Below are 22576 nucleotides of genomic sequence, written 5' to 3' on the forward strand. Positions count from 1 at the left end.
TCACCCCGCAACAACAACCCATCAGCGACCGGCTGAATCCGGCTTGGAAATTGTGATGCGCCGTCTTGCGGCTCTTTTCATGCTGACGCTGCTTGGCGCCTGCTCGACCGTGGACGATCTCTCGCCGCTGTCGCCATCTTCGTCCAGCAGTGGGACGGTTGCCGTGCGCGCGCCGCGCTTCGGCGATTCCAAGCCGCATGAATGGGACAGCGGGGCGCCATGGAACTATGCCGTCCATGGCACCGACGTCTCCAAGTACCAGACCTCGGTCGATTGGCCGGCGGCCAGGGCGAGCGGCATTTCCTTCGCCTTCATCAAGGCGACCGAGGGCGGCGACCGCTTCGACGAATACTTCAACGAGCATTGGGCACGCACCAAAGCCGCGGGCGTTCCGCGCGCGGCCTATCACTTCTTCTATTTCTGCACGCCGGCGGCCGTCCAGGCGCGCTGGTTCATCCAGAATGTCCCCGTCGACCGCTCCTCGATGCCGCCGGTCCTCGACATGGAATGGAACCCGAAATCGCCGACCTGCAGGCTGCGCCCCGACGCGGCCACGGTGCGCGCGGAGATGGCCACCTTCCTCGAAATCATCGAGCGGCACTACGGCAAGAAGCCGATCATCTACACCTCGGTCGATTTCTTCGACGACAACGAACTGTCGACCTTCCGCGGTTATCCCTACTGGCTGCGCTCCGTCGCCGGCCATCCGCGCGAGAAGTACGGCAGCCATCCCTTCACCTTCTGGCAGTACACCGGCACGGGCATCGTTCCCGGCATGACCGGCAAGTCCGATATCAACGTGTTCAACGGCAGCGAGGCCGCCTGGAACAAGTGGCTGCGGCAGAACACCCGTTGATATCGGGTTCAACGGCAGCACCGCCTTAGATCAAATCACTCCAGCAGAGTTTCCGTTGAACCGGTTCAACGGCAGCACCACTTGGATTGATCACTCCTGCAGAGTTTCCGTTGAACCGGGTTCAACGGCAGCACCGCCTTAGATCAAATCACTCCAGCAGAGTTTCCGTTGAACCGAGTTCAACGGCAGCACCGCTTGGATCAAATCACTCCAGCAGAGCTCCCGTTGAACCGGTTTCAACGGCAGCGAATCCGCCCGGATATGTGGCTACGGCAGAAGAACCGTTGACACCGGGCCTGCCGCCTGCTTTTCGACACAGCCAGCGGTAATGAGTGCAACCGCCGGTAATTCAGGGCGTTGGGCTTACCGGCAAGCCACCACATTGCCCTTCTTCGTTTCGAAAGGAAGCCGATGCGACTGCGTTCTCAAGCCCTCGCGGCGCTGCTCCTGTGCGCCACGGCCTTGCCGGCGGTGGCGCAGGAATGCGGCGGCGACTTCGAAACCTGGAAACAGGGCGTCGCGGCCGAGGCCAAGGCGGCAGGCGTCGGTCCTGTCGGCCTCGATGCGCTTGAAGATGCCAACTTCGACGAGAGGGCGCTGGCGCGCGACCGCGCCCAGGGCGTCTTCACCCAGACCTTCGTCCAATTCTCCAACCGCATGATCTCGGCCTACCGGCTGAAGCAAGGTGCGGCGAACATGAAGAAATACGCCGATATCTTCGCCCGCGCCGACCAGCAGTTCGGTGTCCAGGCGCCGGTCATCACCGCCTTCTGGGCACTGGAGACGGACTTCGGCGCCGTGCAGGGCGATTTCCACACGCTGAGCGCGCTGGTCACACTGTCGCATGATTGCCGCCGCCCGCAACTGTTCCGGCAGCAACTCGTACCACTGCTGGAACTGATTGATCGCGGCGTATTGCCGGCCGATGTCACCGGCGCCTGGGCCGGCGAGATCGGCCAGACCCAAATCCTGCCTTCGGACTATCTGGCGCGCGGCGTCGACGGCGATGGCGACGGCAAGATCGACCTGCGCGGCAGCGTGCCCGACGTGATCATGACCACGGCCAACAAGGTGCTGTCGCGCGGCTGGAAGCGTGACGAACCCTGGATCCAGGAAGTGCGCGTGCCCGACGAGATGCCGTGGGACCAGACCGGGCGCACCAACAAACTGCCGCTGACACAGTGGGCGCAGTGGGGCATCACCAATCCCGACGGCTCGCCGCTTATCGACAAGGGCCTGAAGGCTGGCCTCGCCTTGCCCATGGGCCGCAAGGGCCCGGCCTTCCTCGCCTATGACAATTTCGACGTCTATCTCGAATGGAACCAATCCTTCACCTATGCGCTGACCGCGGCCAACCTCGCCGCCCGTCTCGCCGGCGCGCCGCCGCTTGACCCACGCAACCCCGAACCGGGCCTCGACAACGACCAGATGAAGGCACTGCAAACCAAGCTCGAAGCTAGGGGCTACGATGTCGGCACGGTCGACGGCATCCTTGGCACCAACACCCGCGAAGCCGTCCGCAAGGAGCAGATGCGGCTGGGGTTACCCGTGGACGGTTGGCCGACACCGGAGCTTTTGGCGAAACTGTGAAGGGAGCGAGTACTGAGTGAACTACTCACTACTCACTCATTCCTCCTCGCCCGCAGGAAATCGATGAACACCCTCAAGGCTGGCGGCACGTGCCGCGTGCTTGGGTGATACAAATAGAAACCGGGAAAGCTGGGCGACCAGCCTTCCAGGAACCGAATCAGCTTGCCATTTTCCAGCCAGGGCCGGACCTGGTAGTCGATCATGTAAGCGATGCCGGCTCCATCCAGCGCGGCGTTGAGCATCAATTCGGTGTCGTTGACGGTCAAGATCCCCTCGACCGCGATTTCCAAGGCCCGTTTGCCGCGCGCAAATTCCCATCGATAGAGGTTGCCGCCGCCGGGCCACTGGAATTTGATGCATTGATGCCGGTGCAGCTCCTGCGGATGACGAGGTATGGGCCGGTTCTCGAGATAGGCAGGAGCGGCCACAGCGGCCATTTGCAGATCCCCGCTCAGCTTCACCGCCACCATGTCTTTCTCCAGCCGCTCGCCAAGCCGTATACCGGCATCGAACCGTCCTCCGACAATGTCGGTCAGCGTGTCGTCGACGATGACGGTCAGCGCGATATCGGAATAGGTGCGCTGGAAGTCGCCGAGGATCGGCGCGATGAACCGCATCGCGGCGACACGCGGCACATTTATGCGCAGCGAACCCGCGGGCCGGTCACGTGTGGCATGAACGTCCGCGACGGCGCCCTCCAGCTCTTCAAACGCAACGGCAAGTCGCGCAAACAGCGTATCGCCGGCAGCAGTGGGTGAAACGCTGCGCGTCGTGCGGTTCAGCAGGCGGACGCCGATGCGAGCCTCCAATTGCCGGATCGACTGACTTAGCGCCGGCGGAGACACGCGCAGCCGGGCGGCGGCGCGAACGAAACTGCGCTCTTCCACGATTGCCGCGAATGCCTTGAGTTCGGCGAATTCGGACCCACGCATTGTGTATCCCTGGATTAACAAGCCACTCAGATAATAGGCCATTATCTGATCAGTTGCATGTCGCTATCTCTTCGCCATCAGCCCGTCACGAATATCGACGCGGGATAAACGGTTGAAGGAAATTGATCATGTCCCTGCAAGGCAAAACCGCACTCGTCACCGGCAGTTCGCGCGGCATCGGCCGGGCCATCGCCGAAGGGCTCGCGGCCAAGGGCGCCGCCGTCGCCGTCAACTATGTCGGCAACCAGAAAGCCGCCGATGAGGTCGTGGCCGCCATCGCCGGCAACGGGGGAAAAGCCGTCGCCATCCAGGCCGATATGTCCAGCGTTTCGGATATCAGCCGCCTGTTTGACGAGGCCGAGCGTGAGCTGGGCACGATCGACATCGTCGTCGCCAATGTCGGCGTCGCCGTCATCAAACCGCTGACCGAGGCAACCGAGGCCGATTTCGACCATGTCTTCGGCACCAACGCCAAGGGCACCTTCTTCACGCTTCAGGAAGCAGCGCGCCGCGTGCGCGACGGCGGCCGCATCATCGCTGTCTCAACCGGCGGCACGAAGATGTTCTTCACGCAGACAGCGCTCTATCTCGGCAGCAAGGGTGCTGTCGAACAATTCGTCCGTGTGCTCTCGCGTGAACTCGGACCGCGTGGCATCACCGTGAATGCGCTGTCGCCGGGCTTCACCGACACGGACCTGCTTCCCGAGCGCGATCGCGCCGTTGCGGCCGGCATGTCTCCATTCGGCAGGATCGGTGCGCCGCGCGACGTTGCCGATATCGCGGTTTTCCTGGCCAGCGACGAGGCTCGCTGGCTGACCGGCGAGAACATCCAGGCCGGTGGCGGCGTGGCCTAATCCGCCATCGTCTCCAAACTGGCGAAGCCCTGCGGCGCGTCGCCCTCGTCGAACGGCGTCGCCACCTCGACGAAGGTGTCGGGATAGAACCCGTTGAAGCGGGTCCTTAGCGACAGCGAATAGGCGCCGATATGGCCGATCTCGATCCAGTCGCCGGTGTCGACGGTTTCCGGCAGCCAGAACGGCCGGGACAGGATGTCGACGGAATCGCAGGTCGCGCCGCAGACCTTGAACGGCACGATGTTCTTTTCCTCGCCATTGCGCGAACGGATCGCCGGATCGGGGATGAAGCGGGCCGGCAGCGTGATCTTGCCGGTCCATGAATCAGACAGCGAAGCCCAGATGCCGTCATTGATGTAGAGCCGCTTGCCCTTGCGCAACAGCACCCGCACGATCAGCGACAGGCAGCGCGCCACGATCACCCTGCCCGGCTCAGCCACCAATGGAATCTGGTCGAACTGGTACTCCTTCAGGTCGCCGGAAAGCCGCGACATGATCTGGCCGAGCGACGGCATCTCGATCTGCTTGCGGTTGGGATCGTGCCCGTATTCAGCGGGAAAGCCGCCGCCGACATCCAACCCGGCAATATCGAAGGTCAGGCGGTTGCGCACCCAGTCGGCCGAGGCAAGCGCTCGCTCATAGGTGTCGGGGTCCTCGATCTGGCTGCCGACGTGGAAGCAAAGCCCAACCTTGTAGCCGGTGCGGTTCAGCCGCTCTGCGAGTTCAACGGCATAAGCCGGTCCGGCGCCGAACTTCTTCGACAGCTCGTAGGCGGCCGATCCTTTCGTCTGGATGCGCACGAACACGCTGATTGCACCCGGATCGATATCGAGCGCCCGCACCACGCGCGTCAGCTTGGTGATTTCGTCCTCATGGTCGAGCGAGATGACGCGGATGGCGTATTTCTCAAGCGCCAGCTTGATGTCCGACTGAGCCTTGACCGGGTGCATGTAGAGCATCTCGGCATCGGGCGAGACCGCGCGCACGGCGGAAAACTCGCCCGGCGATGCAACGTCGAAAGCAGTGACACCGGCCTCGACCAGCGCCTTCAGCACGATCTGCTCGCCATTGGTCTTGACCGCATAGGCGGTCTTGCCGGGAAACATGCCCATGAACTGTCTGGCGTCAGCCTTGAGCACCTGCGGGCGGAAGCAATAGACCGGATCGTCCGGGCGAAGCGCCAGGGCTGCCTCGCGGGCATTCTCGAATCGCTGCATTGACGAATCCTCGACTTCAGCCTGCGCACAATTAATCCAAGCTAGCGGCCAATGAAAACAATTCTGTGTCTCGTGCGCCCGGCGCAGCCACTCTAGTTTTGGGGCAGCGTTTGCCATCGATCAGGTTTCGGGTGGCCCTTGCCGCCGAACCCGATATGCCATCTGCCTGACCGGTCGGCATTTCAGCCCGTCTTGGAGGAGGATGATTCACATGGCAATGGCCGCGACAGCACCACCACGCGGACCGATGACGCTCACCGACTGGGGGCAATTGCTGCTGCTCGGTGCGATCTGGGGCGGCTCGTTCTTCTTCGCCCGCATAGCGGTGGCGGAACTTCACCCGCTGGTGCTGGTGCTGTTTCGCGTCGCCATCGCCGCGATCGCGCTGCAGCTTTATCTCGGCCTGCGCGGCCCCTCCTTCCGCCTCGCCCTGCCCCACGCCGGCCTGTTCTTCCTGCTGGCCTTCACCAACAACGTCATCCCCTTCTCGCTAATCTTTGCCGGCCAGACGAAGCTTGGCGCCGGTGTCGCCTCGGTGCTCAATGCCACCACGCCGTTCTGGACGCTGATCCTCGCCAATGCGCTGACATCGGACGAGAAGCTCTCCTGGAACAAGCTTGCCGGCATTGCGCTAGGCGTTGCCGGCACCGCGGTGATGATCGGACCGGGCCTGCTCGCCGGGCTCGGCGGCCCGGTCTGGGCCAAATTCGCGCTGATCGGCGCTTCGCTGTCCTATGGCGTCGCCCTGATGGTCGCACGCCGCTTCAAGGGCGTGCCCTCGCCGGTCATCGCCACCGGACAGATGACCGCCTCGACCATTATCATGATCCCGATCGTGCTCTTCGCCCATGGCCCGGCCGGCCTGTTCTCGGCCTCGCCGCCGGTATGGACGGCCGTCTTTGCGCTGGCGCTGCTGTCCACCGCCTTCGCCTACATCCTCTATTTCAATCTCGTCGCCTCGGCCGGGGCGACCAACGCCTCGCTGGTCACGCTCATCGTGCCAGCCAGCGCCATGCTGCTCGGTTTCATGTTCCTCGGCGAACGGCTGGAACTGTTCGAGATCGGCGGCGTGGTGCTGATCGCGCTTGGCCTTGTCACCATCGATGGGCGGCTATTTGTCAAAAGGTAGCGCTGCCATGACACAGCAACGACACGCCGTCGCCACAATTTATTCACAGGCCTGAAGCGGGTTTTTGCGCAGGAGTTTCAAAGCCTAACGGCAAAACCGGGGTCGCAAATTCCACAATCACGTCGCAATGCAGCACATTTTCCGCTTGCCTGTGGCACAAATGAACCTAGACTCCCACTCATAGCTCTTTAAGAGGAGGCTATGTCATGGGACTTACGAGGCCAATCAACGCATTGATGATCTGTGCTGCGTTTGCTTTCATCGGCGCCCTCATTATGGGCGTCCTTCCCTGAACCCGCCAAACCGGGGAAGACCAGCACCAAATAGTCCAGACAGTTCGAAAGGCCGGGTTTTACCCGGCCTTTTGCTATCCAGCTTGCCTATGCCGCGGCCGACCCGGCCACCTCAGCCTCGTGCGAACGGATGCCGATCATGTGGCAGATCGCGAACACCAGGTCGGCCCGATTCATGGTGTAGAAGTGGAAGTCGCCCACCCCGCGCTCGACCAGGTCCAGCACCTGTTCGGCGGCCACGGCTGACGCCACCAGCGCATGCGTCTGCGGGTCGTTCTGCAAGCCGTCGAAGCGCTCGGCCAGCCATGCCGGCACCAGCGCACCGCAGCGCGCCGAGAAATTGGCGACCTGGGTGAAATTGTGCACTGGCAAGATCCCGGGAACGATCGGGATGTAGATGCCGGCGCGGCGCGCACGCTCGACATAGCGCTCGTAGAGATCGTTGTCGAAGAAGAACTGGGTGATCGCCCGCGTTGCGCCATTGTCGACCTTGCGCTTCAGCATGTCGATGTCGGTGGCAAAGTCAGGGCTTTCCGGATGCTTTTCCGGATAGGCCGAGACCGAGATGTCGAAGTCCCCGGCGCTCTTCAGCGCCCCGACCAGCTCAGCCCCGTTGGCATAGCCGTCCGCATGTGGACGGTAGGCGGTGCCGACGCCCGCGGCCGGATCGCCGCGCAAGGCGACGAAGCGCTTCACGCCTATATCGGCAAATTCCTGGATGACTGCATCGACCTCATGGCGGGCGGCATCCACGCAGGTCATGTGCGCGGCCGGCGTCAGGCTGGTTTCCTGCAGGATGCGGCTGATGGTGCGCGCGGTCCGCTCGCGCGTCGAACCGCCTGCGCCGTAGGTCACCGATACGAATTTCGGCTTCAGCGGCTCCAGCCGCGTGACCGTGTCCCACAGCCTTGCCTCCATCTCGTCGGACTTCGGCGGGAAGAATTCGAACGAAACCCGGACCTTGTCGCCAATGTCGGGGCGGCGGGAAAAACGGAACTGGTTCATCAGGCGATTTCCCCTATCGAGGTCATTTTGGTCTGCTGGCTGTCATTGGCGGGATCGGCAATCAGCAGGCGACGGTCGCGGCCAAGCCAGAGTTTTACCGTGAGCCTGGCCTCGTTGCCGCCGCGCGGCTCGAACTCCTGGGCGTCCTCGAGGTCGAGGCCGGCCTCGGCAAACCACTCGCCGATCTGCCGGTCGGAGAAGCCGAGCCGCATGTGGGCATGCTCTTCGCGCAGGAACTCCAGCGTGTGCGGTGCAAAGTCGACGATGACCAGCCTGCCCGCCGGCCGCAACAGCCGCGCCGCCTCATAGATGGCGCGGGCCGGATCGTCGAGGTAATGCAGCACCTGATGGATGGTGACGAGATCGAAGGCGTCGCGCTCGACCGGCGGCGAAAAGATGTCGCCCTGCCGCACCTGCGCATTCGAAACGCCGGCCTTGTCGAGGTTGGCGCGCGCCACGGTCAGCATCTCACGCGACATGTCGATGCCGATGCCGCGCCGGTAGAGCGGCGAGAAGATCTCGAGCAGCCGCCCGGTGCCGGTGCCGAGATCGAGCATCGACTGGAACGGCCGCTTGCCGACCAGCTTCAGCATGGCGGCCTCGACGGCACGGTCCGGCACGTGCAGCGAACGGATATGGTCCCAGCTCGCCGCGTTCACCGAAAAATACTCGGTGGCGCGATCCTGCCGCTTGCGCTTGACCGAGGCCAGCCGCTCCAGATCACGCTCGACCTGCGGATCGGCGCCGCGAATGCCGGAAACCAGCCCCATGACGAAGTCACGCGCGGAATCGGCATCCGAGAGCCGGAAGAAGGCCCACGAGCCTTCCTGGTAGCGGCCGATCAGCCCTGCCTCCAGCAACAGCTTCAGGTGCCGGGAGACACGCGGCTGCGACTGGCCGAGAATTTCGGTAAGATCGGAAACCGTGAGGTCGCCGCGCGACAACAATGCCAGTATGCGCAGGCGGCTGGATTCGGCCGCCGCCTTCAATGTGTCCACCATGGTGTCGAGCGAGACGTGCATCAGCGTATTCTTTTCAGCCTATTCACTTTGAAAAAGATATAAACATATGTTTATGTCGATTTTCAAAACCTTGCAAGCGCTATGTCGCTTCCGGACAAGAAAATGCCGCATGCGTGATTTTCCGGTGCATATCGCCCAAAAGTGCGCAACGGTTTTGGGGCGATGACATGCACCAGCAAGAGATGGGCAGAATGACCGGACCGCGTGAGATGTTCGAGGCACGCGAAGGCGAGCGGAGGCTGGACCATGATCCGGCAACAATGCCGCCCGATGCCGGCGTCGTCTTCATCGGCCGCATCGCCTCGCCGTGGACGACGCGGGAAAGCTGCCCGAAGAACATGCGCGCTGCGCGCGAGGCAGGACAGCCCGCCATGCTCACCATCGATACGCCTTATCGCGAAGGCCTGCGCGGCCTGGAGCGGGCCAGCCACGTCGTCATCCTGTCCTGGCTGCATCACGCGCCGCGGAATCTGATTGTGCAGAAACCGCGCCATGCGGCTGAAGCCAAAGGCGTATTCGGCCTGCGCTCCCCTGCCCGCCCGAATCCGGTCGGCCTGCATGTGGCGCGGCTCGTGGGACTCGACATCACCACCGGGCGCGTCGATCTCGACGCCATCGACGTGCTCGACGGCACGCCGGTTCTCGACATCAAGCCTTACTTCGCCTCGACCGATGCCATTGCCGAGGCGACCATTGAGGGACGAGAGGAATCCGATCGGAGTCAGCGATGACCGCGCCGACAGGCCGCCGCCGCGCCATCGCCAAGGCGCTGACAGCGCTTCTGCCGCTGGCGCCCTACGCCGACATGGAGAAGATCCGCACGGATGCCGGCTCGGTGCATATGAAAACCTTGCCGCCGTCGATCGCGGTGTGGCTGGCCGCGATTGCCCATATCCGCCATATGCACACCGATTACGAAAAACTGCTGACCGACGGCTATGACCGCGACTCGGCGCGTTTTTTCGTCATCGAGCAGACCAACGTGGTGCTGACCCGCTGGCGCGCCACCCGCCTGCTCGACGCCGACGACGAGGACGAATGAGACCGGCTATTGGCGCGTCAGCACGGCGACGGCATTGTATGGTCGGCCATCGGCGTGGCCGACCCATGTCCAGGACAGTTTTGCCTTGAAGAACCGGACGGTAATGTCGCCGCCGTCGATGCACTTGTCCTGACCATAGGTGATGCTCTCATGGAACTCCGCTGAGCTGTCGTCCCTGGAAGTCTGAGATAGTGATCCGCCGCAGCCGAGCGACGGATAGTCGATCGACCCGCTGCCATCGCCGATCGTCATGGCGATCGACCAGTCGGCGCCGGCGTCACCCGCCGGAGTCTGGTGGCCGCTGCCGGCCCAGGTGCCGGTCAGCGTCGGCGCCGGCATGTTCACCGCGCAAGGCAGGTTCTGGAAGATCGGCGTCAGTTCGCTGCCCGTCTTCTCACAGCGATAGGTCTGGCCACTTTGGCAGAGCTCGTCGCCCTCTTTCACGCACTGCGCGCTGGCTTCGCCGGCTGCGGCGAAAATCGACAAAGCCGCAACAACGATCTCAAGCCTGCTCATCTCCCCCTCCATCTCAGCAACGCGACCATAAGGCAATTCCAGCCTGATGTATCGGCCACGTCCCCCTTGAGGACGAACAGCGCCGGGCGCCTGGCTCTATGCCTTCTGACCGAGGCCGATAGCCTGCGGACCCCGCCTTGCGCGACAGGAGACCCCGATGCGACAGACGACGGCAATAGAGAATTCAAAGCCGCTGCCTGCGGTCAGCGAGCATCACGTTGACCCGCATTCCTATCCCGACGGCATCGCCTTCCTCGACGGCCAGTATCTGCCGATGTCGCAAGCCAAGGTATCGGTGCTGGACTGGGGGTTCCTGCATTCCGACGCCACCTACGACACGGTGCATGTCTGGGACGGCCGCTTCTTCCGCCTTGATCTGCATCTCGATCGTTTCTTCGGCGGGCTGGAAAAACTGCGCATGACGATACCCTTCGACCGCGATGGCGTGGCCAAAATCCTGCACGATTGCGTGGCCTTGTCGGGCCATCGCGCCGCCTATGTCGAAATCCTGTGCACGCGCGGCGCCTCGCCGACCTTCAGCCGCGACCCGCGCCAGGCGATCAATCGCTTCATGGCGTTCGCCGTGCCGTTCGGCTCCGTCGCCAATGCCGAGCAGTTGCGGCGCGGCCTGCGCGTCGCCATCAGCGACAAGGTGCGCATTCCGCCGGCCTCGATCGACCCGGCAATCAAGAATTACCACTGGCTCGACCTGGTTCAGGGGCTTTATGATGCCTACGACCGGGGCGCCGAGACTGCATTGGTTCTCGACTTCAACGGCAACGTCGCCGAGGGTCCCGGCTTCAACGTCTTCTGCGTCAAGGACGGCAAATTGTCGACGCCGGCCATCGGCGTGCTGCCCGGCATAACAAGGCGCACCGTCTTCGATCTCTGTGCCGAGGCAGGTCTCGCCGCGACGGCCACCGATGTCAGCGTCGCCGCGCTGCGCGAAGCCGACGAGGTCTTCATCACCTCGACCGCCGGGGGCATCATGCCGGTGACGGAGATCGACGGCGCGGCGATCGCCGGCGGCAAGGTCGGGCCAGTCACTAGCCGGCTGATGGCGCTCTATTGGCAAAAGCACGACGATCCGGCGTGGTCGAGTGCGGTGAATTATCGCTGACGCCAGACATCTCATTCAAAAAGTTTTCCCCCCGCCTCTGGAAAATCGCGGGATAGGCCGTATATGCCCGAAAGCGGAGAAGCCTCCGCTTTCACCTGAAAATTGCGCCCGCAGGGGCAAGGATTCCACATCATGACAAACAAGGTTTGGTTCATCACCGGATCGTCGAAGGGCTTTGGCCGCGTCTGGGCCGAGGCCGCGTTGGCACGTGGCGACCGCGTTGCCGCAACGGCCCGCGATGCCGGCACGCTCGCCGATCTCGTCGAGAAATATGGCGACAACGTCGCCGCGATAAAGCTCGATGTCACCGACAAGAAAGCCGTCGATGCCGCGATTGCCGAAGCGCACAAGCGCTTTGGCCGGCTTGACGTCGTCATCAACAACGCAGGCTACGGCCATTTCGGCGCCATCGAGGAAGTCAGCGAGCAGGAAGCCCGCGACCAGATCGAAACCAACGTGTTCGGCGCGCTCTGGGTCACGCAGGCCGCACTGCCGATCATGCGGGCGCAGCGGTCGGGCCACATCATCCAGATCTCGTCGATCGGCGGCGTCAACGCCTTTGCCTCGCTCGGCCTTTACCACGCCTCGAAATGGGCACTGGAAGCCTTCAGCCAGTCGCTGAGCATCGAGGTCGCGGAATTCGGCATCCATGTCACGCTGGTCGAGCCGGGTGGTTTTTCCACCGACTGGGCCGGCCCGTCGGCCAGGGTCTCCCAGGCGATCGAAGCCTATGCGCCCGCTCGCGCCAGGATGGCCGAGCGCCGCGCCAACTCGGTTGCCGGCGATCCCGAGGCGACCGGCCCGGCGATGCTGGCCATCGTCGACGCCGCCGAGCCGCCGCTCAGGGTATTCTTCGGCGACGGCGGCCTGCCGATGATCCGCCAGGAATACGCCAACCGCCTCGCCACTTGGGAAAAGTGGGATGAGGTTTCCATCATGGCGCAAGGCGCCAAGAAGAACCGCAAGGCTGCCTAGACAGGTCTTCGGCTGCGCGGCCTTGGCTGCGCAGCCGCACCGTTCCCGATCTGATTTAGGTGGGATAGATCCATTGCTCCGGCACCCGCGCCGAAATCTCCTCGCCGGCCTTGATCGTTCCGGGCTTTTCCACCCAGGCGACCACGCCGCGCAGGCGCTTGGCAACCTTCGGGAACAGCAGCGCACCGGCTTCGATGTCGGCCATCCCGGCATGTTCGGCGATCGACCTGCCGGCGATGCGGCACGGTCCGTTCTGTGCGTCGACCTTGAGGGTCACGCCGCCCTTGAAGAACAGCAGCGTGCCGGCCGGCAGCATCGACAGATGCGGTACGCCTTCGATCACCAGATTGGCGCCGATCCATTCCGGCTTGATCTGGGCCAAGCCCATCCGTTCGGCGACGATGGCGAGTTCGTCCACGGCCACGATCGACAGCTGCCGTTCGTTGCGCATTTCGGTGCCGCGTGGATACCAAGGCTCGCGGCCGCCCGAGCGTCGCGTCGCGCCTGCGTGGAAATCACCCGATATGCCGTCGAAGCCCAGCCGCAACTCCTCCACCGCACGCGTCTCGAAATGATCTGACGGCGCTACATAGAGAGCGGCCGCGTGTGCGGAAAGCTTCTTTGCCGGGATGATTTCGACCGGCTTTTCGGCCTCGGGGAAGAGATCCAGCATGGCTTCAGTCCTTGGATGACACGCCCTGGTTTTGCCCTTCGGCCGGCAGAGCCGCAAGAGCGGTTTGGGCCAAAATACGCAACTCTTCGACCGATGCGCCATCCCGCGCCTGGATCGACATGCCGTTCATGACACCGGCGAGGTATTTGGCAAAGCCCTCGACCGAGAGAGCTTCCGCGAAGTCACCCATCGCCCTGCCCTTGGCCAATCGCTCCGCGATCGCCGCTTCGCTCGCCTTACGATAGGCCCTGAGTTCATCCGCAATGGCTTGCGCTTGCGGCGAGGCCGCCAGCGCACCGCTGACAAACAGGCATCCGCCGGGTTTGCCGGGCCTGGAATAGGCCTCCGCCGCGCCGAGCAGCAACCGCCTGATCGCCTCCCGCGTCGGCACCGGCGCGCTCAGCGCATCCAGCGCAAAGCCGATCTCGGTCTGGTGGTAGCGCGTCAGCGCCCTGCGGAACAAGGTCTCTTTGTCGGTGAAGGCGTTGTAGATCTGCGGCGGCGTCAGCCCCATAGCCTCGCGCAGCATGGCCAGCGACGTCGCCTCGTAGCCATGCTCCCAGAACAGGTGCATCGCCGCATCCAGTGCCTGATCGGGATTGAACGCACGCGGCCTGCCCCCGCGCGGCTTTTCCAAATTATCCATAGTGATCGATACGAAACCTATTGACTCATCTCCGACGCATAACGTACCAATCGATACGAAACATGGCAAGCCGTGAAGACAACCCGACCGGCAAGGCCCTGCAACCCGAGGATAAAGGAGAGCCCAAATGCCAATCACCGTGACCTCCCCCGAAGGCGTACTGACCCCGGCCGGAGAGCGCCAAATCCTGCCGCGCCTCAGCGCCGCCCTCATCGAAGCCTCCGGTGCCACCGGCAATTCCTTCTTCACTGCGATCGTCGGCGGCACGGTCCACATCCTGCCGCCTCACCACATCTATGCCGGTGGCGCCAATCGGCCGGTCGTCATGGTCGAACTGAAATTGCCGAACATCGGCCTGGCCTCGGTCGAAGCCCGCAAGGACTTCATCTCCGCTGCCGCCGCGATTGTCGCCGAGTTCTGCGTGCCGGACCACAGGCCTGAAAACACCTGGATCAACATCGTCAACGCGCCCGACGGCGGCTGGGGCATTGGTGACAGGCAATATTCAGGCGACGCGCTCATTGCAGCCGCCACCGCCGCCGCGCACTGATCTGGCAAGGAGCGGTAGGATGCGGCTCTCCCCTTCGCTGTTCTTCACCACCGGCTGCGAACCGGCATTGGCCTTCTACGAACAGTGCGGTCTTGGCCGGGGGACGATCTTGCTGCGCTGGGGCGACAACGACATGCCGGTGCGGACCGAGGCGATGCGCGGAAAAATCCTGCATGCGCGGTTCGAAGGCCCGGGCGTGCTGTTCCATGCCTCCGACAATGACGATGCGGAGCCGATGAAAGGCTCCGCCATGATGCTGGAGTTCGATGACCTGGCGGCCATGCGGGAGCTGTTCGCCCGCATGGCCGTAGGCGGACGGATCACCGTGCCCCTGGCAAGGCAATATTGGGGAACCTTTTTCGGCATGCTGGTCGATGCCTTCGGCGTGCAGTGGATGTTCAGTTGTTCGGGTGAATGAGGACGAGGATCACGATCTTCTTACTGAAAATGGAACCAGCGCTGCATTGCTGCCGCGCCGAGCCGCCTTCATGGTAACGTCCAGACAAATTGACGGAGGTTCGTGATGCGCCCCGGCACGGCAATCGCGCTGCTTTGGCTGATCTGGGCGGTATCGTGGGCCGGCGCGGCGTTCTGGGCCGCCCCGGCAATGAAGCGCGCCGGCTTTCAGGCGGAGGCGCCGTACCGCGCGGTGCTGATACTCGGCACAATTCTGCTGTTCATTCCGGCGCATAACTATGTCGGCCGTTTTCGCCTGTGGTTCCCCAACCTTGCCGTGGCCTGGACCTGCGTCGCGCTGATCGCCATCGGCCTCGCCTTCTCATGGTGGGCGCGGCTGCATCTTGGCCGGCTGTGGTCGGGAACGGTCACCGCCAAGGCCGAGCACCGCGTCATCGACACCGGGCCTTACGGCTTCGTTCGCCACCCGATCTACACCGGACTGCTCCTGGGAATCCTGGCCACCATGGCGACGAAAGGCACCGTCTGGGGCGTCGTCGGCGCCATCCTTTTGACCCTCGGCATCGTCATGAAGGCCAAGCTCGAGGAGCGTTTCCTGCGCACAGAACTCGGAACCGCCTATGACGATTACGCCGGGCGAGTGCCGATGCTGGTGCCATTCGCACCAGCCTGACGCGGCGGAGCGCCCCAGACGTCAGAGCATCCTGATCAGCGCGCCGCCTATCGAATAGCCCGCGCCAAACGCGCAGATCAGGCCGAAATCGCCGGGCTTCATGTCGGCATGGTTCTCCGACAACGCCACGATGGCGCCGGCGCCCGCCGTATTGCCCAGCCGCCCCAGCACCATCGGCGCACGATCGTGATCGACATCGTGGCCGAAGGACAGCTTCAAAATCATCGCGTTCATGCGCGCATTGGCCTGGTGCAGCCAGAAGCGCCTGATCGCCTGCGGCGTCAGCCCGTGCTCGGCCAGGAATTCGACGATGAACTTTTGCCCGGCGACGGTGACTTCCTTGAACACCTTGTTGCCGACCTGCTTGATCAAATTGCCTTCCAGGTTGATCATGTAGGGATCGTCCTGGGCGGTGCGGGTGTGATAGCCGAGATTGGTGCGGATGTTGTTCGACATCTGCGTCCAGATGCGGGTGTCGAGCACCTCGAAGCGTCCCGGCCGCTTCTCGCCCTGGGCAAGCCCCTCCACCACCATCGACACCGAGGCGTCACCGAAGATGAAGTGCGTCTGCCGGTCGCGGAAATTGAGATGGCCGGTGATGATTTCCGGCGTGGTCACCAGAATGCGCTTGTGCGCGCCCGAGCGCACCAGATTGACCGCCATGTGAAGCGCCGCCGCGGCGGACGAACAGCCAAGCCCCATGTCGAAGCCGGCGCCCTTCGTACCCAGGGCCTCCTGCATTTCGATGGCGATCGCCGGATAAGGCCGCTGGTGATGCGAGGCCGAACAGATGATCAGGTCGATGTCGGATGGCTGCAGCCCGGCATGGTCGAGTGCCTTCCTGGCCGAGGCGATGCCGAACTCGGCCTCCAACGACAGCGCATCGTCCGGACGTGCCGGAATGCGCGGCGTCATGCGGGTCGGATCTAGGATGCCTTCGCGCTCGATCACATGACGGGAGCGCACGCCGGAGGCATGGACGATGAAATCGCTGTCGGATTTCTGCAGCAAGGTCTCGCCGGTGCTCTCGCGCCGCGCGTTCTCCGTATCGACCCAGCTGTTGAAGCTCTCGACCAGCTCTTCATTCGTGATGACAGCTTCAGGGATTTCAGCGCCGATGCCGCTGATGATGACGCGATGCATATTTCAGTCCGTCCCATCCGCAGGCGTTGCGGCTTCATGTGGGCGCCGAAGCGCCTCGGCGCCCCCCCGCAACCCTTTTCTCATCGGCGGGTTTACGCCGGCTTAAACCGGCTCGATTTCACAGGCCCACAATTTGGTGTTGGTCTACGGATAGCCCTAGCCGGCCCGCTTGGCGACGATGAAGATGCGCGGGAAGCGCAGCAGCACCTTGCCATTCGCGGTCTTCGGATAGGCCTTGGCGATCTTGGCCGTGTAACTGTCGAGGAACATCTTGCGCTCGTCCGCCTCAAGTGGATCGAGGAACGGCTTCAGCCCGGTCGACTTCACCCATTCGACGATCGCCTCGGCATCGGCCAGCGGATGGTTGTAGACGGTGTGCCAGATATCGAGCCGATTGGAGTGCGGCGATAAAAGGTCGTAATAGAACGACACCGGCGGCAGCGGCGCACGCGCCGCGTTTCCTATCTTTGCCGCAAACGGCACTTCAGCGGCGGTTTCCCGCATCAGACGATGCGAATCCTCGCCCATATTGTCGGGCATCTGCACAGCCAGCGCGCCGCCGGGCGCCAGAAAACCCATCAGTCCTTGGAACACCGCCGGATGCGTCGGCAACCACTGGAACACCGCATTGGCGAAGATGACGTTGACCGGCTCGGCCGGCTGCCATGTCGCGGCATCGGCCAGATCGAAGGTCACGTTGGGCAGGCGCGCCCTCGCCTTTTCGATCATGTCGGGAGAGGTGTCGACGCCGCGCACCTCGGCGTCCGGCCAGCGCTCGACAAGCAATGCGGTCGAGTTGCCCGGCCCGCAGCCGATATCGATGACCCGGCGCGGGAAGTCGACCGGCACTTGCGCAACCAGATCCCGCGCTGGCCGCGTGCGCTCATCCTCGAATTTCAGATATTGGGCGGCGGACCAGTCGGGCTTTTGTGAAGCGGCGGTATGGTTCATCGATAGACCTCGCGACGGTTACCTACTTCCACCACCAGGACGACAAGTCTGCTGTCATGGAACTGAGCAATGATCCTGTAGTCACCGACGCGAAAGCGCCAAGCCTCTTCCTTGGTCGCTGTCAGGCGCTTGGCAAGCGCCCTCGGATTGGGATGCGCTGAAACTCTCTGATTCAAGAACTCCAGGATGCGCCGTTGATCTTTCGTCGAAAGCTGCTCGATGTCTTTCTCGGCGCGCCGGGTGAACTCGACGCGCCAAGTCATTCAGCGGCAGGCTTCTTCCTGCGCTCCTCGACTTCACGACGTTCAAGCTTGCTGATCATCTCCTTCAGCGGAATGCGAACACCGTCATCATCTTTCAGGCGTTCGTTCGCGATCTTGGCGTCCTGCCAATCCTCAATAGCCTCAAGGATCGCATCGACTGCGACCTGATCGGCTGTTCGACCGCTGGCCTTGGCCATGTCGGCCAGAAGCTTCTCGGTCTTTGGCGGCAGTTTGACTGTGATCATGGAAAGCTCCGTCAGCCCAATTTAGGTCAAACGACGATCCCCCGCAACGATCTCCAGCCCCCTTACCGCGTCAGCCTCTTATACGTCATGCGGTGCGGGTTGACGGCTTCGGGGCCGAGCCGGCGGATCTTGTCCTGCTCGTAATCCTCGAAATTGCCTTCGAACCATTCGACATGGCTGTCGCCCTCGAAGGCGAGGATGTGCGTCGCCAGACGGTCGAGGAACATGCGATCGTGCGAGATGATGACCGCGCAGCCGCCGAAATTTTCCAGCGCGTCTTCGAGCGCCGCCAGCGTTTCCGTATCGAGATCGTTGGTCGGTTCGTCGAGCAGCAGAACATTGCCGCCTGTTTTCAGCATCTTGGCCAAATGCACCCGGTTGCGCTGGCCGCCGGAGAGGTTGCCGACCTTCTGCTGCTGGTCGCCGCCACGGAAGTTGAACGACGCGCAATAGGCACGGGTATTGGCCTCGAACTTGCCGAGCTTGACCACTTCGGCGCCACCCGAAATTTCTTCCCAGACGGTCTTCGACGGATCGAGAGCGTCGCGGCTCTGGTCGACATAGCCGAGCTTGACCGTCTCGCCGACGCGGATCGTGCCGGCATCGGGCTGTTCCTGGCCGGTGATCATGCGGAACAGCGTCGTCTTGCCGGCGCCGTTCGGGCCGATGACACCGACGATGCCGCCTGGCGGCAGCTTGAATTCCAGTCCGTCGATCAGCAGCGTGTCGCCAAAACCCTTGGACAGGCCGTCGACCTCGATCACCACATTGCCGAGCCGCTCACCGTGCGGAATGACGATCTGGGTATCGCTCGGCCGCCGCTTGTCGGCTGCATCCAACAGGTCCTGGAAGGCCTGGATACGCGCCTTGGACTTGGTCTGGCGAGCCTTCGGGCTCGACTGGATCCACTCGCGCTCGCGACCGATGGCGCGCTGGCGGGCATCGTCCTCGCGGCCTTCCTGCTTGAGGCGCTTGGCCTTGGCTTCGAGATATTTGGTGTAGTTGCCCTCATAGGGAATGCCGCGGCCGCGATCGAGTTCGAGGATCCAGCCGGTGACATTGTCGAGGAAATAGCGATCGTGGGTGATGATCATCACGGCGCCCGGATAGGCGCGCAGATGCTTTTCCAGCCACGCCGTGGTTTCGGCGTCGAGATGGTTGGTCGGTTCGTCGAGCAGCAGAAGGTCGGGCTGGCGCAGCAGCAACTGGCAGAGCGCGACGCGGCGGCGCTCGCCGCCCGAAAGCTTGGTGACTTCCGAATCCTTGGGCGGGCAGCCCAGCGCTTCCATGGCCATCTCGACCTGCTGTTCGAGATCCCACAGGTTCAGCCGGTCCATCTCGTCCTGGAGCTTGGCCGACTCGTCGGCCGTCTCGTCGGAATAGTTCATCATCAATTCGTTGTAGCGCTCGATGATGGCGGTCTTGGCGGCGACGCCTTCCATGATGTTCTCGAACACCGTCTTCTTCGGGTCGAGCGCCGGCTCCTGGGCCAGGTAACCGACGGTGGCGCCTTCGGCAAGCCACGCCTCGCCGCTCCACTCCTTGTCGATGCCGGCCATGATCTTGAGGATCGTTGACTTGCCGGCGCCGTTGGGACCCAGAATGCCGATCTTGGCATCTGGATAGAAGGACAGATGAACATTCTCGAGCACCTTCTTGGTGCCGTAGGCCTTGTTGAGGCCGGCCATGTGATAGATGAACTGGCGTGCCACGCGCGCTTTCCCTGAAAAACTGAATGGATTTGTCGAATTGAATGGAGGTTGGCCGCTATGTAGGCGATGCCGGGCCGAACGGCAATCCTTTTGCCACATCAGGCAAGCCACACGCGGAAAGGGAGAAGTTTTGCACCGCCACCGGTCGCGCTGAAATCTCCGGTTAACCGTTCGGCGTCAAAACAGGATCGGTGGGAATCGCCGGCTTGCCGCGATTTCGGAAAATAGATCGGATCGACGGCAGTGCTGAACAGTTTCCTGCTCCTTGCCGAGGCGGTCCTCTACTTCAGCGTCATGGTGACGCTTTTCCGGTTTCGCAAGCGCATTGGCCTTGGCGTCTTCGTCTGCGCGCTCGGCGTCATGCATTTCCTCGAGACTTACCTCGCCAGCGTCTTTTACGTCGCCTTGCCGTTCGGCATGGTCTCGCCGGGCTCGGCTGTGCTGTTTTCGGGCAAGCTGGTGATGCTGCTCCTGCTCTATATGAAGGAGGACGCCGCCACCGTGCGCCAGCCGATCTACGGCCTTTTGCTCGGCAATGGGCTGATGATCGGGCTGGTGCTGCTTTTGCGCCTGCACGCCATCGCACCGCTCCCCGACGGCAGGCTGCCCGATATCGGCTTCATCGACGAGATGGGCTGGCTGATGGTGTGGGGCACGACGCTGCTGTTCATCGACGCCATCCTGATCATCCTGCTCTATGAAAAGCTTGGACGCACCCTGCGCAAGGCGCAGTTCGCGCGCATCCTGATTTGTGTCGCCTGCGTGCTGACCTTCGACCAGGCCGGCTTCTTCACCGCTTTGCATTTCGTCGCCGGCGCGCCCATCGCGGTCTTCTTCGGCGGCTGGTTCGCCAAGATGGCGGCGGCGCTGACCTTCAGCGCCATGCTCGTCGCCTACCTCAGATGGTTCGAGGCCCGGGAGATTTCGGTTCCGCGTGGATTGACCGACATTTTCGACACGCTGACCTATCGCGAACGCTATGAAGCGCTGGTCGAGCATGTCGGCCGCGACGGCCTGACCGGCCTGCTGCACCGCGGGCGCTTCGACGCCGATGGCGAGGCCGCCGTCGAGGTCAGCCTCCGCACCGCCAGGCCGCTCAGCCTGCTGATCATCGATGTCGACCATTTCAAGTCGATCAACGACCGCTTCGGCCACGCCGAGGGCGACAAGGTGCTGAAAGCGCTGGCGACCTTGCTTCGCGAGGCGGCCAGCGCCGACGACCAGGTGTTCCGGATCGGCGGCGAAGAATTCGCCATCCTGAGCTCGCGTCCGCATGCGGTCGCCAGGCTGTTTGGCGAAAGCATCCGTCATGCCGTCAAGGCATCGGCGGCCGCCAGCCGCTTCGAACTGACCGTCAGCGCCGGTGTTTCCAGCGTCGGCGAGACGACCCGCTGCCTTGCCGACCTGTTCGCGCTCGCCGACCAGCGCCTCTACAAGGCGAAGTCGACCGGGCGCGACCGTATCGTCGGCGAGCCGGGCGGCCATGAGCCCGACACCGCGGTCGCCTGGACCAGGTCCGCCCAGATCTAGCTCAGTTTGTTACGATTTTCGCTGCGGCTGGCGCGGGGACAGCCCGTCACTGGTACCCGATCGCGTCGACGGTGCCGGTCGGGCAACCGGCCTTGTTGGTCGGCACCGAAGCCAGCAGCAAATCCTTGAGCGAACTGCCAGGGCCGATCGGTCCGGCGAGGCCGAGCGTCAGTTCGCCGATCAGCCGCCTGCCGCTCGACGGATCGATGACGCAGGAGACGCGCACGCGGTCCCCCGCCCCCGCGCCGAACGCGGCGTCGAAGGCACCGCGGATCTGGTCCGCCGTCAGCTTGCCGCCGATGCTCTTGGCGAAGAGATCGCGCACTGGAGAGCTGTTGACCTCGCGCATCAGGCCGAGCGCGTCGGAAAAATACTCCTGCTGGGTCTTGCCGTAGCAGGTGCCGTGCTTGATCCATTCATGCCGCTCGAGTTGGGAAGCAGTGCCCGGCATGACCTTGTTGAGCTCCGCGCGCGTGCCCGCGTCCAGATTGACAGGCGGAAGATCCTTCCAGCGACCGGGATTGTCATTGGCCTTGTCGCTCGCCGGCACCTGGCAATAGAAATTGCCGTTGGGCTGCGGCCACAGGCCGTGCAGGGTGAAATTGGTGGCATCGAATTCGTTCGGGTTCTGCGCCTTGCATTCGGTCTTGCTCGACTTGGTCTCGCAAAAGGCCGGCTGCCAGCTCAGCGCGAAGACATATTCGGGTTTTCCCGAGGGCTTGCCTTGCCCGCCCGGTGCCGCCGGCACCGCCGCGGCACTGCTGCCCGAGAGATGACCGCAGGAAACCTTCACCCAGCGGCGCTCCGGATCGGCGCCCGGCACCTGGATCAGATAATGCGTCGGCGTATCCTTGTTGCCGGCAAGCAACTGGTAGCTCTTTCCGGCGTCGGTCGACACGTTGCCGGGGTTCTTGCCGTTCTTGATGGCCTGTGTCGCCGGACAGGAGGCATCGGCGACGAAGGTGCCGTTCATCTTGACGTCGGCACGCGCGGCACCAGTCAGTGATGCCGCCAGCAAGGCCAATCCGAAAACGACACCAATGCGCATGAGAAATCCCCGGCTGAAGAAGTGGGCGACAGACTGAAGCTGTCTCCATGTCAGAATTGCGATATTTTGCTGGCCAAACGCAAGAAACATCGTCGTGTGAAAGCAGGCAAGGCGGATTGACGCAAAACCGGCACCGGCGCAAACAAAGTCCTGTAACAGACATGACACGGGTGG

The 22576-nt window shown here is 63.1% G+C and carries 25 protein-coding genes; 12 read left to right on the plus strand and 13 right to left on the minus strand.

Going from position 1 to position 22576, the window contains the following annotated elements; all coding sequences use genetic code 11:
- The first annotated feature begins 55 nt into the window (after positions 1-55).
- Together LB577_RS07115 and LB577_RS07120 are read left to right on the plus strand one after the other, a co-directional pair.
- Entirely contained in the window at positions 56-856 is an 801-nt protein-coding gene (locus LB577_RS07115) for a GH25 family lysozyme (RefSeq protein ID WP_023778025.1), read from the plus strand.
- A 411-nt stretch (positions 857-1267) separates the two neighbouring features.
- The gene (locus LB577_RS07120) at positions 1268-2446 is read left to right on the plus strand and encodes a lytic murein transglycosylase (protein ID WP_224686142.1); all 1179 of its coding nucleotides are present in this window, start codon (positions 1268-1270) and stop codon (positions 2444-2446) included.
- Positions 2447-2478: 32 nt separating this feature from the next.
- Here the strand turns inward: LB577_RS07120 and LB577_RS07125 are convergent, their stop codons facing one another.
- Positions 2479-3420 (minus strand): LysR family transcriptional regulator, encoded by a 942-nt coding sequence (locus LB577_RS07125; RefSeq protein WP_318013436.1) that lies wholly within the window; start codon positions 3418-3420, stop codon positions 2479-2481.
- A gap of 86 nt (positions 3421-3506) precedes the next feature.
- On the opposite strand from LB577_RS07125, the gene LB577_RS07130 reads away from it, so the two are divergent.
- Positions 3507-4232 carry an SDR family oxidoreductase gene (locus tag LB577_RS07130; RefSeq protein ID WP_224686143.1) on the plus strand — a complete coding sequence of 242 codons (726 nt, stop codon included), beginning with the start codon at positions 3507-3509 and terminating at the stop codon, positions 4230-4232.
- Here the strand turns inward: LB577_RS07130 and LB577_RS07135 are convergent.
- Positions 4229-5449 (minus strand): alanine racemase, encoded by a 1221-nt coding sequence (locus tag LB577_RS07135; RefSeq protein WP_224686144.1) that lies wholly within the window; start codon positions 5447-5449, stop codon positions 4229-4231. The two genes, LB577_RS07130 and LB577_RS07135, sit on opposite strands and share 4 nt — an antisense overlap.
- A gap of 211 nt (positions 5450-5660) precedes the next feature.
- On the opposite strand from LB577_RS07135, the gene LB577_RS07140 reads away from it, so the two are divergent.
- A complete protein-coding gene (locus tag LB577_RS07140) occupies positions 5661-6578 on the plus strand; it encodes a DMT family transporter (protein ID WP_224686145.1) in 918 nt (305 codons plus the stop codon).
- A gap of 380 nt (positions 6579-6958) precedes the next feature.
- On the opposite strand, the gene metF is transcribed toward LB577_RS07140, so the two are convergent.
- On the minus strand, positions 6959-7876 hold the full coding sequence (metF, locus tag LB577_RS07145; RefSeq protein WP_224686146.1) for a methylenetetrahydrofolate reductase [NAD(P)H]: 918 nt from the start codon (positions 7874-7876) through the stop codon (positions 6959-6961).
- Positions 7876-8898 (minus strand): ArsR/SmtB family transcription factor, encoded by a 1023-nt coding sequence (locus LB577_RS07150; RefSeq protein WP_224686147.1) that lies wholly within the window; start codon positions 8896-8898, stop codon positions 7876-7878. The genes metF and LB577_RS07150 overlap by 1 nt, the downstream gene beginning before the upstream one ends.
- A gap of 191 nt (positions 8899-9089) precedes the next feature.
- Here LB577_RS07150 and tsaA point away from each other — a divergent pair, with 191 nt between their 5' ends.
- Both tsaA and LB577_RS07160 read left to right on the plus strand, forming a co-directional pair.
- Positions 9090-9629, plus strand: coding sequence for a tRNA (N6-threonylcarbamoyladenosine(37)-N6)-methyltransferase TrmO (gene tsaA / locus LB577_RS07155; protein WP_224686148.1), 540 nt, complete (start codon positions 9090-9092; stop codon positions 9627-9629).
- Positions 9626-9940: a DUF2293 domain-containing protein gene (locus LB577_RS07160; RefSeq protein ID WP_013894640.1), complete on the plus strand. Its 315-nt coding sequence runs from the start codon at positions 9626-9628 to the stop codon at positions 9938-9940. The genes tsaA and LB577_RS07160 overlap by 4 nt, the downstream gene beginning before the upstream one ends.
- 6 nt (positions 9941-9946) lie before the next feature.
- On the opposite strand, the gene LB577_RS07165 is transcribed toward LB577_RS07160, so the two are convergent.
- Complete coding sequence (locus LB577_RS07165) at positions 9947-10456, minus strand: hypothetical protein (protein ID WP_224686149.1); 510 nt, start codon at positions 10454-10456, stop codon at positions 9947-9949.
- A 157-nt stretch (positions 10457-10613) separates the two neighbouring features.
- On the opposite strand from LB577_RS07165, the gene LB577_RS07170 reads away from it, so the two are divergent.
- Together LB577_RS07170 and LB577_RS07175 are read left to right on the plus strand one after the other, a co-directional pair.
- A complete protein-coding gene (locus tag LB577_RS07170) occupies positions 10614-11576 on the plus strand; it encodes a D-amino acid aminotransferase (protein ID WP_224686150.1) in 963 nt (320 codons plus the stop codon).
- 132 nt (positions 11577-11708) lie between these two features.
- Entirely contained in the window at positions 11709-12551 is an 843-nt protein-coding gene (locus LB577_RS07175) for an SDR family oxidoreductase (RefSeq protein ID WP_224686151.1), read from the plus strand.
- A gap of 55 nt (positions 12552-12606) precedes the next feature.
- On the opposite strand, the gene LB577_RS07180 is transcribed toward LB577_RS07175, so the two are convergent.
- Positions 12607-13224, minus strand: coding sequence for an MOSC domain-containing protein (locus LB577_RS07180; RefSeq protein WP_224686152.1), 618 nt, complete (start codon positions 13222-13224; stop codon positions 12607-12609).
- 4 nt (positions 13225-13228) lie between these two features.
- The gene (locus LB577_RS07185; protein WP_249490893.1) at positions 13229-13798 is read right to left on the minus strand and encodes a TetR/AcrR family transcriptional regulator; all 570 of its coding nucleotides are present in this window, start codon (positions 13796-13798) and stop codon (positions 13229-13231) included.
- A 199-nt stretch (positions 13799-13997) separates the two neighbouring features.
- Between LB577_RS07185 and LB577_RS07190 the strand changes: the two genes are divergently transcribed.
- The 3 genes from LB577_RS07190 to LB577_RS07200 all read left to right on the plus strand — a co-directional run bounded on the left by LB577_RS07190 (position 13998) and on the right by LB577_RS07200 (position 15510).
- Positions 13998-14420 carry a hypothetical protein gene (locus LB577_RS07190; protein WP_224686154.1) on the plus strand — a complete coding sequence of 141 codons (423 nt, stop codon included), beginning with the start codon at positions 13998-14000 and terminating at the stop codon, positions 14418-14420.
- A gap of 19 nt (positions 14421-14439) precedes the next feature.
- Complete coding sequence (locus tag LB577_RS07195; protein WP_224686155.1) at positions 14440-14838, plus strand: VOC family protein; 399 nt, start codon at positions 14440-14442, stop codon at positions 14836-14838.
- 105 nt (positions 14839-14943) lie between these two features.
- The gene (locus LB577_RS07200) at positions 14944-15510 is read left to right on the plus strand and encodes a methyltransferase family protein (protein ID WP_224686156.1); all 567 of its coding nucleotides are present in this window, start codon (positions 14944-14946) and stop codon (positions 15508-15510) included.
- 21 nt (positions 15511-15531) lie between these two features.
- Here the strand turns inward: LB577_RS07200 and LB577_RS07205 are convergent, their stop codons facing one another.
- From LB577_RS07205 to ettA, 5 genes are all read right to left on the minus strand, one after another.
- Complete coding sequence (locus LB577_RS07205) at positions 15532-16653, minus strand: beta-ketoacyl-ACP synthase III (RefSeq protein ID WP_224686157.1); 1122 nt, start codon at positions 16651-16653, stop codon at positions 15532-15534.
- 156 nt (positions 16654-16809) lie between these two features.
- Positions 16810-17604, minus strand: a complete 795-nt coding sequence (gene tam / locus LB577_RS07210) for a trans-aconitate 2-methyltransferase (protein ID WP_224686158.1) — start codon at positions 17602-17604, stop codon at positions 16810-16812.
- A complete protein-coding gene (locus tag LB577_RS07215; protein WP_023765164.1) occupies positions 17601-17867 on the minus strand; it encodes a type II toxin-antitoxin system RelE family toxin in 267 nt (88 codons plus the stop codon). The genes tam and LB577_RS07215 overlap by 4 nt, the downstream gene beginning before the upstream one ends.
- The gene (locus tag LB577_RS07220; RefSeq protein WP_023765165.1) at positions 17864-18112 is read right to left on the minus strand and encodes a DUF6290 family protein; all 249 of its coding nucleotides are present in this window, start codon (positions 18110-18112) and stop codon (positions 17864-17866) included. The genes LB577_RS07215 and LB577_RS07220 overlap by 4 nt, the downstream gene beginning before the upstream one ends.
- A 62-nt stretch (positions 18113-18174) precedes the next feature.
- Positions 18175-19824 carry an energy-dependent translational throttle protein EttA gene (gene ettA, locus LB577_RS07225; RefSeq protein WP_224686159.1) on the minus strand — a complete coding sequence of 550 codons (1650 nt, stop codon included), beginning with the start codon at positions 19822-19824 and terminating at the stop codon, positions 18175-18177.
- A 243-nt stretch (positions 19825-20067) separates the two neighbouring features.
- Here ettA and LB577_RS07230 point away from each other — a divergent pair, with 243 nt between their 5' ends.
- Positions 20068-21354 (plus strand): sensor domain-containing diguanylate cyclase, encoded by a 1287-nt coding sequence (locus LB577_RS07230; RefSeq protein WP_224686160.1) that lies wholly within the window; start codon positions 20068-20070, stop codon positions 21352-21354.
- 46 nt (positions 21355-21400) lie between these two features.
- On the opposite strand, the gene LB577_RS07235 is transcribed toward LB577_RS07230, so the two are convergent.
- Positions 21401-22402: a ribonuclease T2 gene (locus LB577_RS07235; RefSeq protein ID WP_224686161.1), complete on the minus strand. Its 1002-nt coding sequence runs from the start codon at positions 22400-22402 to the stop codon at positions 21401-21403.
- Between the last annotated feature and the right edge of the window lie 174 nt (positions 22403-22576).

This window comes from Mesorhizobium sp. B283B1A (genome assembly GCF_020165735.1).
Classification (GTDB): Bacteria; Pseudomonadota; Alphaproteobacteria; order Rhizobiales; family Rhizobiaceae; genus Mesorhizobium; species Mesorhizobium opportunistum.

Excerpts from the sequence above, each read along its gene's own strand:
- LB577_RS07115 (WP_023778025.1), top strand. The coding sequence starts at position 56 with ATGCGCCGTCTTGCGGCTCTTTTCATGCTGACGCTGCTTGGCGCCTGC.
- LB577_RS07120 (WP_224686142.1), top strand. The coding sequence starts at position 1,268 with ATGCGACTGCGTTCTCAAGCCCTCGCGGCGCTGCTCCTGTGCGCCACG.
- LB577_RS07125 (WP_318013436.1), bottom strand. The coding sequence starts at position 3,420 with ATGGCCTATTATCTGAGTGGCTTGTTAATCCAGGGATACACAATGCGT.
- LB577_RS07130 (WP_224686143.1), top strand. The coding sequence starts at position 3,507 with ATGTCCCTGCAAGGCAAAACCGCACTCGTCACCGGCAGTTCGCGCGGC.
- LB577_RS07135 (WP_224686144.1), bottom strand. The coding sequence starts at position 5,449 with ATGCAGCGATTCGAGAATGCCCGCGAGGCAGCCCTGGCGCTTCGCCCG.
- LB577_RS07140 (WP_224686145.1), top strand. The coding sequence starts at position 5,661 with ATGGCAATGGCCGCGACAGCACCACCACGCGGACCGATGACGCTCACC.
- metF (WP_224686146.1), bottom strand. The coding sequence starts at position 7,876 with ATGAACCAGTTCCGTTTTTCCCGCCGCCCCGACATTGGCGACAAGGTC.
- LB577_RS07150 (WP_224686147.1), bottom strand. The coding sequence starts at position 8,898 with ATGCACGTCTCGCTCGACACCATGGTGGACACATTGAAGGCGGCGGCC.
- tsaA (WP_224686148.1), top strand. The coding sequence starts at position 9,090 with ATGACCGGACCGCGTGAGATGTTCGAGGCACGCGAAGGCGAGCGGAGG.
- LB577_RS07160 (WP_013894640.1), top strand. The coding sequence starts at position 9,626 with ATGACCGCGCCGACAGGCCGCCGCCGCGCCATCGCCAAGGCGCTGACA.
- LB577_RS07165 (WP_224686149.1), bottom strand. The coding sequence starts at position 10,456 with ATGAGCAGGCTTGAGATCGTTGTTGCGGCTTTGTCGATTTTCGCCGCA.
- LB577_RS07170 (WP_224686150.1), top strand. The coding sequence starts at position 10,614 with ATGCGACAGACGACGGCAATAGAGAATTCAAAGCCGCTGCCTGCGGTC.
- LB577_RS07175 (WP_224686151.1), top strand. The coding sequence starts at position 11,709 with ATGACAAACAAGGTTTGGTTCATCACCGGATCGTCGAAGGGCTTTGGC.
- LB577_RS07180 (WP_224686152.1), bottom strand. The coding sequence starts at position 13,224 with ATGCTGGATCTCTTCCCCGAGGCCGAAAAGCCGGTCGAAATCATCCCG.
- LB577_RS07185 (WP_249490893.1), bottom strand. The coding sequence starts at position 13,798 with ATGCACCTGTTCTGGGAGCATGGCTACGAGGCGACGTCGCTGGCCATG.
- LB577_RS07190 (WP_224686154.1), top strand. The coding sequence starts at position 13,998 with ATGCCAATCACCGTGACCTCCCCCGAAGGCGTACTGACCCCGGCCGGA.
- LB577_RS07195 (WP_224686155.1), top strand. The coding sequence starts at position 14,440 with ATGCGGCTCTCCCCTTCGCTGTTCTTCACCACCGGCTGCGAACCGGCA.
- LB577_RS07200 (WP_224686156.1), top strand. The coding sequence starts at position 14,944 with ATGCGCCCCGGCACGGCAATCGCGCTGCTTTGGCTGATCTGGGCGGTA.
- LB577_RS07205 (WP_224686157.1), bottom strand. The coding sequence starts at position 16,653 with ATGCATCGCGTCATCATCAGCGGCATCGGCGCTGAAATCCCTGAAGCT.
- tam (WP_224686158.1), bottom strand. The coding sequence starts at position 17,604 with ATGAACCATACCGCCGCTTCACAAAAGCCCGACTGGTCCGCCGCCCAA.
- LB577_RS07215 (WP_023765164.1), bottom strand. The coding sequence starts at position 17,867 with ATGACTTGGCGCGTCGAGTTCACCCGGCGCGCCGAGAAAGACATCGAG.
- LB577_RS07220 (WP_023765165.1), bottom strand. The coding sequence starts at position 18,112 with ATGATCACAGTCAAACTGCCGCCAAAGACCGAGAAGCTTCTGGCCGAC.
- LB577_RS07235 (WP_224686161.1), bottom strand. The coding sequence starts at position 22,402 with ATGCGCATTGGTGTCGTTTTCGGATTGGCCTTGCTGGCGGCATCACTG.